The organism is Sphingobacterium sp. UBA7038, from assembly GCF_002494055.1.
GTDB classification, from domain to species: domain Bacteria; phylum Bacteroidota; class Bacteroidia; order Sphingobacteriales; family Sphingobacteriaceae; genus Sphingobacterium; species Sphingobacterium multivorum.
Window position 1 is genome coordinate 198310 of the sequence record NZ_DLAV01000008.1, and the last position, 13984, is coordinate 212293.

At 40.0% G+C, this 13984-nt stretch carries 16 protein-coding genes and 1 other RNA gene; 8 read left to right on the forward strand and 9 right to left on the reverse strand.

Annotated features, from left to right (window positions below; genetic code table 11):
* The 4 genes from B3H30_RS03870 (at position 1) to accD (ending at position 3196) form a co-directional block, all read left to right on the forward strand.
* Positions 1-1506, forward strand: a complete 1506-nt coding sequence (locus tag B3H30_RS03870) for an MFS transporter (protein WP_070560692.1) — start codon at positions 1-3, stop codon at positions 1504-1506.
* Positions 1499-1726, forward strand: a complete 228-nt coding sequence (locus B3H30_RS03875) for a DUF6814 family protein (RefSeq protein WP_070560694.1) — start codon at positions 1499-1501, stop codon at positions 1724-1726. Before B3H30_RS03870 ends, B3H30_RS03875 begins: the two co-directional genes overlap by 8 nt.
* A gap of 306 nt (positions 1727-2032) precedes the next feature.
* Positions 2033-2130, forward strand: an RNA gene (ffs, locus tag B3H30_RS03880) — signal recognition particle sRNA small type.
* 223 nt (positions 2131-2353) lie between these two features.
* Positions 2354-3196 (forward strand): acetyl-CoA carboxylase, carboxyltransferase subunit beta, encoded by an 843-nt coding sequence (gene accD, locus B3H30_RS03885; protein WP_070560696.1) that lies wholly within the window; start codon positions 2354-2356, stop codon positions 3194-3196.
* A 127-nt stretch (positions 3197-3323) separates the two neighbouring features.
* On the opposite strand, the gene B3H30_RS03890 is transcribed toward accD, so the two are convergent.
* The gene (locus B3H30_RS03890) at positions 3324-3659 is read right to left on the reverse strand and encodes a hypothetical protein (RefSeq protein ID WP_070560697.1); all 336 of its coding nucleotides are present in this window, start codon (positions 3657-3659) and stop codon (positions 3324-3326) included.
* Positions 3660-3847: 188 nt separating this feature from the next.
* Between B3H30_RS03890 and B3H30_RS03895 the strand changes: the two genes are divergently transcribed.
* Positions 3848-4183 carry a MerR family transcriptional regulator gene (locus B3H30_RS03895; protein WP_046674120.1) on the forward strand — a complete coding sequence of 112 codons (336 nt, stop codon included), beginning with the start codon at positions 3848-3850 and terminating at the stop codon, positions 4181-4183.
* A gap of 124 nt (positions 4184-4307) precedes the next feature.
* On the forward strand, positions 4308-4616 hold the full coding sequence (locus B3H30_RS03900; RefSeq protein ID WP_286777345.1) for a cupin domain-containing protein: 309 nt from the start codon (positions 4308-4310) through the stop codon (positions 4614-4616).
* 17 nt (positions 4617-4633) lie between these two features.
* Here the strand turns inward: B3H30_RS03900 and B3H30_RS03905 are convergent, their stop codons facing one another.
* Positions 4634-5128 (reverse strand): metallophosphoesterase family protein, encoded by a 495-nt coding sequence (locus B3H30_RS03905; protein WP_286777347.1) that lies wholly within the window; start codon positions 5126-5128, stop codon positions 4634-4636.
* Between the two features lie 3 nt (positions 5129-5131).
* Complete coding sequence (locus B3H30_RS03910; protein WP_112373809.1) at positions 5132-5839, reverse strand: tRNA1(Val) (adenine(37)-N6)-methyltransferase; 708 nt, start codon at positions 5837-5839, stop codon at positions 5132-5134.
* Between the two features lie 97 nt (positions 5840-5936).
* On the opposite strand from B3H30_RS03910, the gene B3H30_RS03915 reads away from it, so the two are divergent.
* Positions 5937-7094, forward strand: coding sequence for a hypothetical protein (locus tag B3H30_RS03915; protein WP_112373810.1), 1158 nt, complete (start codon positions 5937-5939; stop codon positions 7092-7094).
* A 206-nt stretch (positions 7095-7300) separates the two neighbouring features.
* Here the strand turns inward: B3H30_RS03915 and mutS are convergent, their stop codons facing one another.
* Positions 7301-9907 carry a DNA mismatch repair protein MutS gene (gene mutS / locus B3H30_RS03920; protein ID WP_286728018.1) on the reverse strand — a complete coding sequence of 869 codons (2607 nt, stop codon included), beginning with the start codon at positions 9905-9907 and terminating at the stop codon, positions 7301-7303.
* Between the two features lie 136 nt (positions 9908-10043).
* Between mutS and mtgA the strand changes: the two genes are divergently transcribed.
* Positions 10044-10808: a monofunctional biosynthetic peptidoglycan transglycosylase gene (gene mtgA, locus B3H30_RS03925; protein ID WP_112373813.1), complete on the forward strand. Its 765-nt coding sequence runs from the start codon at positions 10044-10046 to the stop codon at positions 10806-10808.
* Positions 10809-10920: 112 nt separating this feature from the next.
* On the opposite strand, the gene B3H30_RS03930 is transcribed toward mtgA, so the two are convergent.
* The 5 genes from B3H30_RS03930 to B3H30_RS03950 form a co-directional block, all read right to left on the reverse strand.
* A complete protein-coding gene (locus tag B3H30_RS03930) occupies positions 10921-11376 on the reverse strand; it encodes an ABC transporter ATPase (RefSeq protein WP_112373814.1) in 456 nt (151 codons plus the stop codon).
* Between the two features lie 168 nt (positions 11377-11544).
* On the reverse strand, positions 11545-12090 hold the full coding sequence (locus tag B3H30_RS03935) for a DUF420 domain-containing protein (RefSeq protein ID WP_286833336.1): 546 nt from the start codon (positions 12088-12090) through the stop codon (positions 11545-11547).
* A gap of 7 nt (positions 12091-12097) precedes the next feature.
* Positions 12098-12826 carry an SCO family protein gene (locus B3H30_RS03940; protein ID WP_286803460.1) on the reverse strand — a complete coding sequence of 243 codons (729 nt, stop codon included), beginning with the start codon at positions 12824-12826 and terminating at the stop codon, positions 12098-12100.
* Positions 12827-12838: 12 nt separating this feature from the next.
* Positions 12839-13216, reverse strand: coding sequence for a cytochrome C oxidase subunit IV family protein (locus B3H30_RS03945; protein WP_112373816.1), 378 nt, complete (start codon positions 13214-13216; stop codon positions 12839-12841).
* A gap of 27 nt (positions 13217-13243) precedes the next feature.
* Positions 13244-13978, reverse strand: a complete 735-nt coding sequence (locus B3H30_RS03950; protein ID WP_286833340.1) for a cytochrome c oxidase subunit 3 — start codon at positions 13976-13978, stop codon at positions 13244-13246.
* Positions 13979-13984: the final 6 nt, after the last annotated feature.

Below are 13984 nucleotides of genomic sequence, written 5' to 3' on the forward strand. Positions count from 1 at the left end.
ATGAACGAAAACAATACAAAAAGCATCTGGAAAGTCATCGGAGCCTCCTCCATGGGAACGCTTATTGAATGGTATGATTTTTTCATTTTTGGCAGCCTATCCATTGTAATTTCCACCAAATTCTTTCCGGCAGAAAATCCAACTGCTGCTTTTCTTTCCACCCTAGCCACATTTGCTGCAGGATTTGTCGTCCGGCCATTTGGCGCTCTATTTTTTGGCCGACTAGGCGATATTATCGGTCGAAAATATACGTTTATGGTAACTTTAATGCTCATGGGCGGCGCAACATTTCTCATCGGTTGCATCCCCAGTTATGAAAGTATCGGTTTTTGGGCACCGCTGCTCGTGTTGATCCTTCGTCTCTTGCAAGGTCTTGCCCTAGGCGGAGAATATGGCGGTGCGGCAACTTACGTCGCCGAACATGCTCCATTGGGCCAGCGGGGCTATTGGACATCCTGGATACAAACAACAGCTACTTTTGGCCTTTTCATATCTCTGGTCGTCATCCTCCTTACCAAAGGCTTTCTCAGCGAATCACAATTTGATTCCTGGGGATGGCGGCTTCCCTTCCTCCTCTCTTTGGTGATGGTATATGTTTCCTATCTCATCCGTAAGAAAATGAAGGAGTCACCCGAATTTAGCAAGGCCAAAGCGGAAGGGAAAACAAGTACAAATCCGCTAAAAGAAAGTTTTGGCAACCGCTACAACCTCAAATTTGTGCTGCTCGCGCTATTTGGTGCAGCCATGGGACAGGGCGTTGTTTGGTACACCGGACAGTTTTACTCGATGAGTTTCATGAAAACAGTCATGCACCTCCAATCTGACCAAGCCGATACCATCCTCGGTATCGCCTTACTCTTGGGAACGCCATTTTTTGTCGTATTTGGATGGCTTAGTGACAAAATTGGGCGAAAATGGATCATGCTTGGCGGGATGTTACTTGCCGTATTGACCTATCGTCCGATTTACGAATCCATGTACCAACTTTCCAATACCGAACAGAAAGTCAAGGTGAACGAAACAACGGAGAACCCTCATGGATTACAAACTGCAGAAACCATTTCCATCATCAAAACACAATATGAGGACCAAACGGAAGTTACTCGAGCCAGCATGATTCATCAATCCGGTAAACTGAAAGGGCAGCAAACAACCAAAACCACAGTCCATATTGCAGGCAAAAACTATATGCTGCTCGTCCTGCTGATCTTTATACAAGTGATTTATATTACGATGGTGTACGGCCCCATTGCAGCATTCCTTGTTGAACTGTTCCCCGTAAAAATCCGCTACACATCCATGTCCTTACCCTATCATGTTGGCAATGGAATATTCGGCGGACTCCTTCCGGCTGTATCGACATATTTAACGACAAATGCCGAAGCTTCCAATACCCCGCAATTCTATCTTGCAGGTTTATGGTACCCTATTATCATTGCCATTGTATGTTTTATCATAGGCAGTATTTATATCAACAACAAATCAACTTCAGCACCCCATGAATAATCTCAAAAAATTCCTCGGCATACTTTGGATCGTTTTAGCATTGTTTACTGCTTATTTTTCCATTTTTGAACTGGCCCTGCCAAAGATATCAACGGGACATCAGGAAGATCTCGTTTTTGGAATCATTATCCTGTGCATCTTGACCCCCATAATCTCCATTGGACTCGGTTTATTTGGCTATTATTCCCTATTGGGCGAATACGATCAAGAAAAAATGTAGTCCCAAAAATGAGATCGACTTTGAATAGGCAAAATTAGCCGATTATGCTTATTCAAAGTCGATCTCCTATACGTCAGATAATGCAACTTTCCGACATTTTGAAAAGAACATTTACGGCAAATGGACTTCGTCAAGCGCTTTTTTCACGCCATTTTTAGCTGTTTTACACAAATACCAAATCTACTCCGCCATAAATTGGTGCTATGAAAAGATATCAAATGCAATTTATTGCCATGATAATCAACCGAATAAGATAAAAAGGTGTTTTTTCTTTCCTAAAACTGTTTTTTTTTCTACTTTTGTGGCGGGTAAGTCTTCTACGACCAGCTCCCATTGACTCCCCCAGGTTGGGAACAAAGCAAGGGTATTTGGTTGAGCGGTGCGATAGGAGTAGCTTACCCTTTTTTTATGCCCATTTTTTTTGACTAATCTTCCGGTCCAAAATTCAATTCTAACCTAATAATCAGCTAAATACCATGTATATCCCAATTGTTACCCGCATTTCCCCTATTTATAGAAGCCCTGTTACACAAGGAGTTTTAATCGCTTGGCATGTACATTCAACACAATTATAATTGTATATAAAAGCAAATTTATATAAGTTTGTAATCGAATAAGAACTATCGTATGAGTTGGTTTAAAAGAGAAAAAGCTGGTATTAGCACAGCTACCGCTAATAAAAAAGAAGCACCTGATGGTATGTGGAACAAATGTCCTACATGTAAAAAACCATTGTTGCATCTTGAACAAGTAGAAAACGACTATGTTTGTCAATATTGTGGCCACCACTTAAGAATTGGCTCCAAAGAATATTTTTCAATTTTATTTGATAATAACGAATTCACAGAACTATTTCCTAATCTAAATTCTGGTGATCCATTAGAATTTTTCGATTCAAAGCCATACCCTGAACGTTTAAAGGAAAGTCAAGCCAAAACAGGTCTTAAAGATGCTTTACGTTCTGGCCATGGAAAAATGAATGGTCAAGACATTGTTATTGCTTGTATGGACTTTAGTTTCATCGGCGGATCCATGGGATCTGTCGTTGGCGAAAAAATCGCGCGTTCGATAGATTACTGTATTGAGCATAAAATTCCATTTATGTTAATATCCAAATCAGGTGGTGCACGGATGATGGAAGCCGCATTTTCATTGATGCAAATGGCTAAAACTTCGGCTAAATTAGCGTTATTGGCAAAAGCAGAACTTCCTTACGTTTGTTTATTGACCGACCCTACTACAGGGGGAGTTACAGCATCTTACGCGATGTTGGGTGATATAAATATCGCAGAACCTGGTGCGTTAATCGGATTTGCCGGACCCCGTGTCATTAAAGAAACAATTAAAAAGGATCTTCCAAAAGGATTCCAGACTTCGGAATTCGTGCTCGAGCATGGATTTTTGGATTTCATTGTCGACCGTAGACAGTTAAAAAACCAAGTGGCTACCTACCTTAAATTAGTGGGATAATCATTGTCAGGATATAAAAGAAAGCGGTGCCAAGAATATTCTTGGTACCGCTTTCTTTTTTCGCCCCATAACTGTTGTGCCTGCGACCTCTTGTCGGATATATAGAACGTATAAATCAACCGTCTTTTTAAAGATATCGCCAAAAAGCCCATATTTTTCTTTTGGACAGATAATCCGTTTCACCCTCCTTCTCATAAGCTTCCCGCTCAAACGAAATACGCCGGTACGCTTTATCAAAATCCCGAAATTGAATAAAATGAACGGCAAATTCAAGAAGATACCAAACATAGAAAAAGAGAATACCTAATTCAAGCGCTTGTCGCAAATGTATACGCTCATGACGAATCAAGTCGTCCTTCTGTTTAAAAAAAGTACTTTTCAGAAAGATAAAAGGATAAATAGTAATTGCATTGGCTTTTCCAAAAGAGAAGAAATTCGTCCAAAATTTGCTAACTATAATCATATAAGAAGTCCAGACCGTTTTCAAACGAATCAAACTTAGAAAAATTTACCTTTATACACAATTATTATTGGCTTCTTATGAATTGTACTATATCCCTATCGTTCAGTCCTTGATCCGATAAGAGATCGCAAAAATTTCTTTTTGAATAGGAATTTTTATTAAGTTTGCTATAGATTAATTGTGAAGATATGCCGTACAAAGAGCGTGAAATAAATAAATTGTATTATACAATGGGAGAAGTTACAGAAATGTTTGATGTAAATGCATCCCAGATACGTTTTTATGAGCGTGAATTTGATATTCTACAGCCTAAGAAAAATAAAAAGGGTAATCGCTTATTTACGCAAGAAGATATTGCCAATTTAAAGATCATCTTCAATTTGGTTAAAGATAAAGGTTATACACTACAGGGGGCACGTGATTACCTGCGTGACAACAAATCTGAGGCAAAAGAAAATCAACGTGTTGTAGATTCATTGGAGCGTTTGAAGAACTTTCTTCTTGAAGTTCGTGACTCACTGTAGTACCTGAGAAACTTCTATTTAAAACTCCCCCAATAGGAATTTTTCCGTTATTTTGACCCAATTCTTCCCGCCTATCCTAAGTGGGGATAAAATATTAGCAACAACAGATAATAGTACTACGATCATGCAGACAGCATCTATTTTTCAAAACGTCACTTTCCAGGACAAGAAGCCCAAAATGGACCTTCTCCTAGAAACAAATGGCAGCAAAGAATATCGTTTGACTTTTGCAGAAGGGCAATATCTAAAGGAACATAAAACAGCTGCATCAATTATTGTAGAAATTGTCGAAGGCAATATTGATTTTGGTGTTAACGGAAGCAAAATCAGTCTAACAAAAGGCATGTTAGTGACACTGGAACCAAATGTACCGCACGATCTCTTCGCCATTACCCAAAGTATTGTTCGTCTGTCTATTCACAAAAAACACTAAAGAAGAGTCTGGGTGACTTAACGGTCTTTGAGTTCAATAACCTCTAGGTTCTCAATTTTATCTTTATTGATATCAAACCGCATTAACGTCCTCACTTTATGCCAGCCCTGCTTACCCGCTGCACCTGGATTAAGGTGGAGGCATTGAATCTTAGGATCGAAGATAACCTTTAGAATATGGGAATGTCCAGTAATAAATAATTTTGGCGGATTTTTCATCAATTCTCCTTTAATACGTGCAGCATATTTCCCGGGATAACCACCAATATGTGTCATAAAGACGTCCACTTCCTCACACCTAAACCTCAAATCTTCTGGAAATTGTAAACGAATTTCTTGACCATCAATATTACCAAAAACTCCGCGCAGCGGTTTAAAAGCCGCCAACCGATCTGCAACATCCACATCACCAAAATCGCCTACATGCCAAATCTCGTCGCAGGCTGCAAAATGAGTAAATACCGCTTCATCTAAAAAAGAATGTGTATCTGAGAGTAATCCGATCTTTGTCATCATTTAAAAAGCTAAAAAATAAGGTGCCAGGGCCGTGCGATATGCTTCTGAATAAATACCTTTAGCAGCATAAATAACAAACTCACGTACTGCAACCGACTCAACAGGTCTCCGTTCAAACGTTACGATCTTACGTAGCACCGATTCTCCTTCAAAGGAACTTATCCGAACTTCAGTAGAACAATGTAAACCTCTTTCTGTAGAAATACTGACTAAGGTATCCGCTAATGCCGCTGGAAGGATAAGGATTAATTTCCCCCGATTCGATAAGCGTATAGAGGCGAAATCCAACAGTTCAAAGAAAAAATCCAGATCCGTATGTCTAGCCAGTTTCCTCCGTTCATCCGGATTATGCAACGAATCCGTATAAAAAGGTGGATTTGATACAATCAAATCATAATTTCCTGTTGTATCCAGTTGCTGAAAGGAACTAGCATGTAGCGTTAGGCGTTCACGGAAAATGGAATTGCGAAAATTTTTATCCGCCATCAACGCAGCCAAAGCGTCGACTTCAACAGCTTCTATCTGGCTATTCCCAAGACGCTGAGCCAACATCAAGGCAATGACTCCAGTGCCTGTGCCCACATCTAAGACACGTTCTACAGGTTCTATCTCCGACAATGAAGCCAACAAAACACCATCTGTATTGATCTTCATCGCACAGTCAGACTGATCAACCTCAAATTGTTTAAACCGAAATATCGACGCCATACGCCAAAGATAAAACTTTTAGGACCTTTGGCACAAACAAACCCATGTAACCTGCGATTTATTTGCTAATTTAGTCAGCAACAAATCTATATAAGCCATGAATATCCGTCAGCTTGCTCTTATGATATTGATTATGAGCTGTGTCCTTCCCACAAAACTATTGTATGGACAGGAAAATTGTGAACGATATACCGTTGAGACACTTCCCCTATTGACACAAGCCTTAAACAACAATGACTTTGACAAAATTGACCCTTTACTTAATAGCATAGAGGCAAGCTGTGGTATCAATGAATTTGTACAAAGGTTACGCATCCTTATGCAAATCATTGAAAAGAAAAATAGTGCTGCAGCGATTGACCTCTATTGGAACAGTCAATTTGATAAAAGCTTTCTACAAAGACTGGATGCGGCAGACCAGGACGATTTCTCAACGCAATACGAACAGCATAAGGAAAAATACAATTTTTACCCATTGCGGCACCCACTGGATGGCCTCATCAAAGTAAGGGCACAAGCACTCCTTGTTTCTGACAGTTACACGTTAACGGATCAGGAAAAAGATATTTTACTGCTTTTTTCAGATACTGACGTTTCCAGTGCCGAGCAAGACCGACAAGCTGATGAACAAGATAATCAACAGCGGTTTCCAGCACCCAAAGTGTACAGAGATAGACAAAAAGCCAAACTTGGCTATGTTCCTTCAATCGGCGTAGTCACCCCACTTGGTGGAGCCAACAAAATTTTCGGAACCAACATAAGCTTTGGATTTATGCTGACGAGCTCGCTGGAAAGAAAATTTATTTTTGAAGGTGGCTTCAAGGTGCGCATCAACTCAAACGACCGCAATATTGATTACAATTACGAGGGCTCCAATGTTTCGGTCAATTCTTCAGCGACCGCATTTATGGGCGGTGCTGTAGGTTACAAAGTTTTTGACAACGACAAATGTATACTGATTCCAAAAGGTATCCTTGGCATAGATATTACAGATACCGGTATTACAGAAAGCGCTTATTCCTCTGGTTATTATGATCCGGATGGTTATTATTATGATGGTGGATACACCGATCGTATGGTAACCATCAATAATGTGCACTTAGGACTTGGTCTCGCATCCCTATTTCGCATGAAAAACCAAAAGTACATTGGTTTCGAACTCGGCTATCATTACGCGCCTTATGATGCCAGCAGTAAGGTATTGATCCCAATACAGGCGAATTACGGAAGCTTGGAACTATTTTTCAGGTTTTAAGCAATAGCCCTTCAAAAACTTTCATGACTTCGCAGACATCAACAACAATGAAAGCGAGCTCAAGGTTCTCTCTAACCAATAAGATCAGGCACTTTCAGAAAAAAATACGCCAGATGATGTTCTGTTTTAAAAAACATGATCTGGCGTGTTCAAATCGAAGAAAACAAGTCCCACTTGAGATCAGGTGTACAAGTCCAAAAGAAGATTTAATTCTTTAGCAGGCGTTGTATCTCATCCAGCTTCATTAATGCCTCAACTGGAGTAAGCGAATTAACATCCAGATTATTCAGCATATCCCTGATCTTATTCAAGACAGGATCATCAATGGAAAACATTTGCAATTGGTAGGCCTGTTTCTGAATCTTACGCATACTATCCTTAATCTGCTCCCCACCAGTTCGCTCCTGCTCCAATCTTTTCAGGATCTGGTTGGCACGATTCAGCAACTTTTGTGGCATCCCCGCGAGCTTTGCCACATGAATACCAAAACTATGTTCTGAGCCTCCTGGAACGAGCTTCCGCAAGAAAATAACTTTGTTATTGACTTCCTTCACCGTCACATTATAATTTTTAATACGATCCAATGAAGTTGTCAGCTCATTTAATTCATGGTAATGCGTTGCAAACAATGTTTTTGCTTTGGCTGCGGGATTATTGTGTAAAAACTCAGCAATAGCCCAAGCAATAGAAATACCGTCATAGGTACTGGTACCACGACCGATTTCATCTAAAAGAATGAGACTACGGTCTGATAAATTATTCATGATGCTCGCCGTCTCATTCATCTCTACCATAAACGTAGATTCTCCAGAAGAAAGATTATCTGAAGCGCCCACACGGGTGAAAATTTTGTCAACCAGACCGATCTTTGCTTCTTTTGCCGGTACGAAACAACCAATTTGCGCCATCAACACGATCAATCCAGTCTGACGGAGTAACGCCGATTTACCGGCCATATTAGGCCCCGTAATAATAATAATCTGTTGTGTCTTTGGGTCCAAGAAGGTATCATTGGTAATATAGTCCTCGCCTATTGGCAGGTTTCTTTCAATGACAGGGTGTCTTCCGCCTTTAATATCCAAGATCTTGCTCTCGCTGATTTCAGGCTTTACATAATAATTTTTCTCTGCTACAACCGCAAAGTTAAGCAGCACATCCAGCTTAGCGATCAGCTGTGCATCGAGCTGAATAGGTTTGATATATTCAGCAATGGAAAGCAATAGCTCTGCATATAATCTATTCTCCAGTGCTTGGATCTTCTCCTCAGCACCTAGAATCTGTTCTTCATATTCTTTCAGTTCCTCCGTAATGTAACGTTCAGCATTCACCAGCGTCTGTTTACGTATCCACGTCGTAGGAACCTTATCCCTATGGGTATTGGTAACCTCCAGGTAATAACCAAAGACATTATTGAATGCAATTTTCAAGGATGGAATTCCAGTGAGTTCTGCTTCCCTTTTTTGAATCTCAAGCAAATAATCCTTACCGCCAAAGGCAATTTTACGCAATCGATCCAATTCCGGATCAACGCCATCAGCAATTACGCTACCCTTATTGATTGCCACTGGGGGCTCGGCCTGAACCTGCAGCTCTATTCTTTCCCGGATAACTGTACAAGCATCCAATTGCTCCGATATGGTCTGTAGCGCGTTGGCATCTTTACGATCTGTAAGTTCCTTCAACTTTTCTATCGCATATAAAGCCCGTTTTAATTGCACGATTTCCCGCGGATTCGCTTTTTGTAGTCCTATCTTGGAAATTAGGCGTTCAAGATCCCCCACCTGCTTGATCTGACCAATCAACTCATCCCTTAAATTGCGATCAGCAACAAAGAAATCCACCACATTCAATCGTTCCTGAATACTTTTCTTGTCTTTTAACGGCATCACAATCCAGCGCTTGAGCAAGCGCGCTCCCATTGGACTGGATGTATGATCCAATACATCAGAAAGGGTGACAGCATTTTCATTCAACGAACCGATTAATTCCAAATTGCGGATCGTAAAGCGATCCAGCCACATAAAACGATCTTCTTCGATACGCGAAAGCGTAGAAATGTGTTGTAGGTTACGATGCTCGGTCTCGTTTAAGTAATGTAAAGCTACACCGGCAGCAACAATCCCCGCAGGCATCCGATCAACGCCAAACCCTTTCATCGACGAAACCTCAAAATGCTTCAATAATGTTTCTGTAGCATAGTCTCCCGTATACGGCCATTCGTCAAGAAAATAAGTATAGTAATGCGACCCAAACTGCTCCGCAAAATCCTTGCTCTGTTTTTTGGAAAGAATGACTTCCGTTGGCTTAAAACCTTGAAGCAATTTATCGATATAGGTAACACTTCCCTGAGCAACCAAAAATTCGCCTGTTGAAATATCAAGAAAAGAAATACCGATCCGCTCTTTTTCGATAAAGATTGACGCTAAATAATTATTCGATTTCTGCTGAACAATATTGTCATTGTAGGAAACGCCAGGGGTAACCAACTCTGTCACACCACGCTTAACGATTGTTTTTGTCGTCTTAGGATCCTCCAACTGATCACAGATCGCCACCCGTTGGCCGGCACGCACCAATTTTGGAAGATAGGTCTCCAACGAATGATGAGGAAAACCAGCCAACGCGGTTTCCGATTCCGAGCCATTACCACGCTTCGTCAAAACAATGCCCAAAATCTGGGCAGCTTTGATTGCATCCTCACCAAATGTCTCGTAAAAATCGCCAACACGGAACAACAATAACGCTCCAGGATATTTAATCTTGATCGCATTATACTGTTGCATCAATGGGGTCACTTTCTTTTCTTTTGCCAACTTGTAAATCAATTTTTATGAAGCGTAAAAATAGGATAATATCGTCGCTTTGGCAAACGATACCCTCAACTTCTCGACAAAATCATTTCCATTAAACAAGAATATAAGCTAAGTTTGTATCCGAAAAAAATTAGTCATGGCCATCAAAAGATCTGGTAAACAAAATACGTCCAGCAAACAACAAAATACCTTCAAAAAAAAATCCTTCAACCCATTGAAGTCCATAAAATCTCCGATCCTGCGCATTGCGACACGGGTAGTGCTCTATTTTATTGGTATTTCACTCTTTTGGGTCATTAGCTTAAGGTTCGTCAATCCTCCCATCACCTGGTTGATGATTCAACGTGGGTTTGAACTAAAAGAGCAGGGCAAAGGATTTAAACTGGAAAAAAACTGGCTGGATTACGATGAACTTTCGGACAACCTCAAGTTAGCGGCCATTGCAGGAGAAGATGCTCACTTTATGACACACTGGGGATTCGACATGCAAGGGATTCAGAATGCCATTAAAAAAAATGCACAGGGAAAGAAATTACGCGGCGGAAGTACAATCAGTCAGCAGGTCGCCAAAAATGTCTTTCTATGGCCAGGGCGCTCCTGGTTAAGAAAAGGTTTCGAGACCTACTTTACAATTCTTATAGAAACATTCTGGAGCAAGAAACGCATCCTCGAAGTTTATCTCAATGTGATTGAAATGGGACAGGGAGTTTATGGTGCCGATGCGGCAGCGTCGTATTATTTTAGTAAAACAGGCAGCAATCTTTCAAAAAAACAAGCCGCATTGATTATAGCCATACTGCCAAACCCAAGAGAATGGGATGCCCGTAACCCTTCTGCTTATGTCAATAGACGCGCAAATGCGATTGCAAAATACATGCACCATTATACTATTCCTGAATAAGCGAAGCTATCGCCATTCGGCGGACCAATCAGAAAGAGAAGCAATACAGATCTATAGATCAAAAAGAAAGGCCACAATTACATATGGCCTTTCTTTTATACTTGTTTACAACTTATTTAAAAAGTCGTTTATGCCAGCTTTGATGGAAGGGCACTGCCCAAGCATTCTCCATTTGATGTTCATGGGTAATAGTATTATCAAATACTAAGGTATTATCATTGATGGTACCGTCTGCCAGTAGCTTCTCAAATCCGTCACGGTTAACCACGCCTATTCCTTGATCCCCTTTATATGCAAATTGCATGCGATCAAATAGTTGAATACCATACTTCGATTCAACTCCTTTTAAAAATCGAACCGAACTATCAATAGAACAACCTGATGCAGCCGCCACTTCCTCGTCCACCTTAAGGATAATAAAAAGATTATCCCGCAATTCTGCGGAAGCAGAAAGTGGTTTTCCATGTACTTTCCACTGTTCAGCAAAAGCTTCTAGGTCAGTAACAATCTCCTGTCCCTCTGCTGCCGTTAGCAGACGATCTGCCTGATAAATCCAGATACGCTTCATATGCAAATGATTTTTTAAAGATCCATCTAGCCGATACAAATCGGCTGATTAATCCTACGCTGTTTATACTCTTGAATGGCTGGAATATATACTCCTTCGCTTCCAATTTCATTTCAATTTTAAGCCAGATCCCCCACATCGAATCCGTTGCACCCCGCCCCTTTCTCACTAACAGATATAATACGGAGAAATCATTAAATAAACTATCACACCGGTAACAGCCACGTAAAGCCACATTGGATAAGTAATGCGGGCAAGCTTTTTATGACGCTCGTAAGAACCGGATATACCTCTTACAAAAGTAAAAAGCACAAAAGGGATGATAATGATAGAAAGCAAGATATGCGTAATCAGGATAAAGAAATAGATCGGTCTCAAAATTCCCTCGCCACCATATTTTGTTTCGATTGAAGTCATGTGATAAGCGACATACATCGCCAGGAAAACTAAAGAGCAAGCAATACACAATTTGATCAAACGCTCGTGCAAGGGCTTATTACCCTTTTTTATCGCAGCCACAGCCCAAAACAGTAATACAGCAGTAATCCCATTGATAGCCGCGTAGATAGGGGGTAAAAATGTTAGCGGTTTTACATCATAACCCAGCTTTTGTAAATTCACTGTAAAGAGGATAGCAACCACTATCGGTATAACGATAGATAACAACCAAATCCATTTACTGTACTTTTTTTCTTTATTCAAACTCTCTTCCATGATATAACTATCTTTTTTGTTCTATTGTTGCTGGATGGTTTCGGATTTCCTCGACCAATAATAATTTAATTTCATCTTCCAGGCGGTCGACATCTGTCTTTACGTTGATGTCATATATCCCTCTTATACGTCCTTTTGTATCGAGTAAAAGATAATTAGAGCCAATAATGAATGGTTTATTGCCATCATTGTTGACAAGCGCGTCCTGCAATAGACTTTCTTTAGCAAATTTAAAGATATCAACAGAAGGATCTGTCACAAAAAACCAAGATTTGGTCCAGGGATTGTAAACTTTCGCGTATTTCGCTAATACATCAGGTGTATCATAGGCTGTATCAACCGTGATAGAATATAACTTAACTTTCTGATTCTGAATAAACCGATTAGCAATTTGATCTAATCGCTTAATCATTGTCCTTGATAAGGAAGCGTCCCTAGAATACATCAGGTGGACTACAGAGAGTGTTGTATCATTGTCCAACAAATGCACTTTCTTACCATCGTAATTCACAAAATCAACAGGCGTCACCGTATGGTAGATGGTATCGGGAATATCACGTCCCCATTTTCGATGTGTTGTTCCAGGCACTTCCTTTTTCCCAAAAATTGGTAAGGAGGCGTAGCTATTCGAGCCGCTTTTATTTAGTATAAAATATAAAAATCCCGGCAGTAAAAGAATTACTGCCAGGATCAATATAGTTTTAATACCTTTCTTTTGTCCAGTATTATTATCCATTATCCACTTTATCTATTTATTTGGAAACAATTGATGCTCTTGAAAAGCACCTGCCAAGAAACCTCCCTCAACCAACATCAGGACAATAAAATAAATAATAAAAATAAAGACAATTGCAACGGTAACAATGAAGCTCGACTTCTCGAATTTCAAGTGCATAAAGAATGCAACGATATAATAAGCTTTAACTAAAGTAAGCACGATATAAATAGTATTTACTAACGCCCCTTTAGTTAGAATTTGCCAATGGTGCACAAAGCCCAATGCAATTAAGAACTCCAGACAAGTAAGCGCTAAAAGCACTCCAAATACTCTCCAGATGGCTTTTTTATCCATCCCACCTTCGTGAGCATGCTCTCCATGAGCGATATTATCTTGATATTGTGACATAGCTATCTAAAATTATTTATTGCGTAATTAGATTAAGTAGAAGAATGTAAATACAAATACCCATACTAAATCCACAAAGTGCCAATATAAACCTACTTTTTCGATCATTAAGTAAGAACCACGGTTTTCAAATGTATTATTTAAAGTCATGCATAGGATGATGATATTTAAAATAATACCCACAGTAACGTGGAATCCGTGAAAACCAGTAATTGTAAAGAACAGGTTAGCAAATTGCAACGCTGAAGTATAAGAAATATCATGCGTAAAATATGGCATCAATGCTGTTTTAATGGCATCACCTTCCAAACCTGTTGCAGGGTTTTTACCAAACCAGAAACCCATGTGGTGTAAGTGAGTCCACTCGATAGCCTGACAACCAACGAAACAAAGACCACCTAAGATTGTCCATAACATCCATTTAACAACCTCATGCTTCGAATTACGATGTCCAGCTTCAACCGCCAACACCATAGTTACTGAAGACATAATCAAAATAAACGTCATTAAACCGACAAATACTAAGGGTTGTCCCCCGTCAGTAATTCCTGGAATAGATTGAAAAACCTTATCAGGATCCGGCCATACAGCGTGTGAAAATCGTTGCGCGCCATAATAAACCAAAAATGCAGAAAATGTGAAGGCATCCCCTACCAAGAAAAACCACATCATGATTTTTCCATACTCTAAGTTCCAAGGTGATTTTCCACCATTCCATGGACCAGTTTTTACCTTATCCAATTGCGATACTGTTGTACTCATTGTTTA

What these genes read in the sequence shown, in the direction of transcription:
- B3H30_RS03870 (WP_070560692.1), top strand. Translation starts at nt 1, where the DNA reads ATGAACGAAAACAATACAAAAAGCATCTGGAAAGTCATCGGAGCCTCC.
- B3H30_RS03875 (WP_070560694.1), top strand. Translation starts at nt 1,499, where the DNA reads ATGAATAATCTCAAAAAATTCCTCGGCATACTTTGGATCGTTTTAGCA.
- accD (WP_070560696.1), top strand. Translation starts at nt 2,354, where the DNA reads ATGAGTTGGTTTAAAAGAGAAAAAGCTGGTATTAGCACAGCTACCGCT.
- B3H30_RS03890 (WP_070560697.1), bottom strand. Translation starts at nt 3,659, where the DNA reads ATGATTATAGTTAGCAAATTTTGGACGAATTTCTTCTCTTTTGGAAAA.
- B3H30_RS03895 (WP_046674120.1), top strand. Translation starts at nt 3,848, where the DNA reads ATGCCGTACAAAGAGCGTGAAATAAATAAATTGTATTATACAATGGGA.
- B3H30_RS03900 (WP_286777345.1), top strand. Translation starts at nt 4,308, where the DNA reads ATGCAGACAGCATCTATTTTTCAAAACGTCACTTTCCAGGACAAGAAG.
- B3H30_RS03905 (WP_286777347.1), bottom strand. Translation starts at nt 5,128, where the DNA reads ATGACAAAGATCGGATTACTCTCAGATACACATTCTTTTTTAGATGAA.
- B3H30_RS03910 (WP_112373809.1), bottom strand. Translation starts at nt 5,839, where the DNA reads ATGGCGTCGATATTTCGGTTTAAACAATTTGAGGTTGATCAGTCTGAC.
- B3H30_RS03915 (WP_112373810.1), top strand. Translation starts at nt 5,937, where the DNA reads ATGAATATCCGTCAGCTTGCTCTTATGATATTGATTATGAGCTGTGTC.
- mtgA (WP_112373813.1), top strand. Translation starts at nt 10,044, where the DNA reads ATGGCCATCAAAAGATCTGGTAAACAAAATACGTCCAGCAAACAACAA.
- B3H30_RS03930 (WP_112373814.1), bottom strand. Translation starts at nt 11,376, where the DNA reads ATGAAGCGTATCTGGATTTATCAGGCAGATCGTCTGCTAACGGCAGCA.
- B3H30_RS03935 (WP_286833336.1), bottom strand. Translation starts at nt 12,090, where the DNA reads ATGGAAGAGAGTTTGAATAAAGAAAAAAAGTACAGTAAATGGATTTGG.
- B3H30_RS03940 (WP_286803460.1), bottom strand. Translation starts at nt 12,826, where the DNA reads ATGGATAATAATACTGGACAAAAGAAAGGTATTAAAACTATATTGATC.
- B3H30_RS03945 (WP_112373816.1), bottom strand. Translation starts at nt 13,216, where the DNA reads ATGTCACAATATCAAGATAATATCGCTCATGGAGAGCATGCTCACGAA.
- B3H30_RS03950 (WP_286833340.1), bottom strand. Translation starts at nt 13,978, where the DNA reads ATGAGTACAACAGTATCGCAATTGGATAAGGTAAAAACTGGTCCATGG.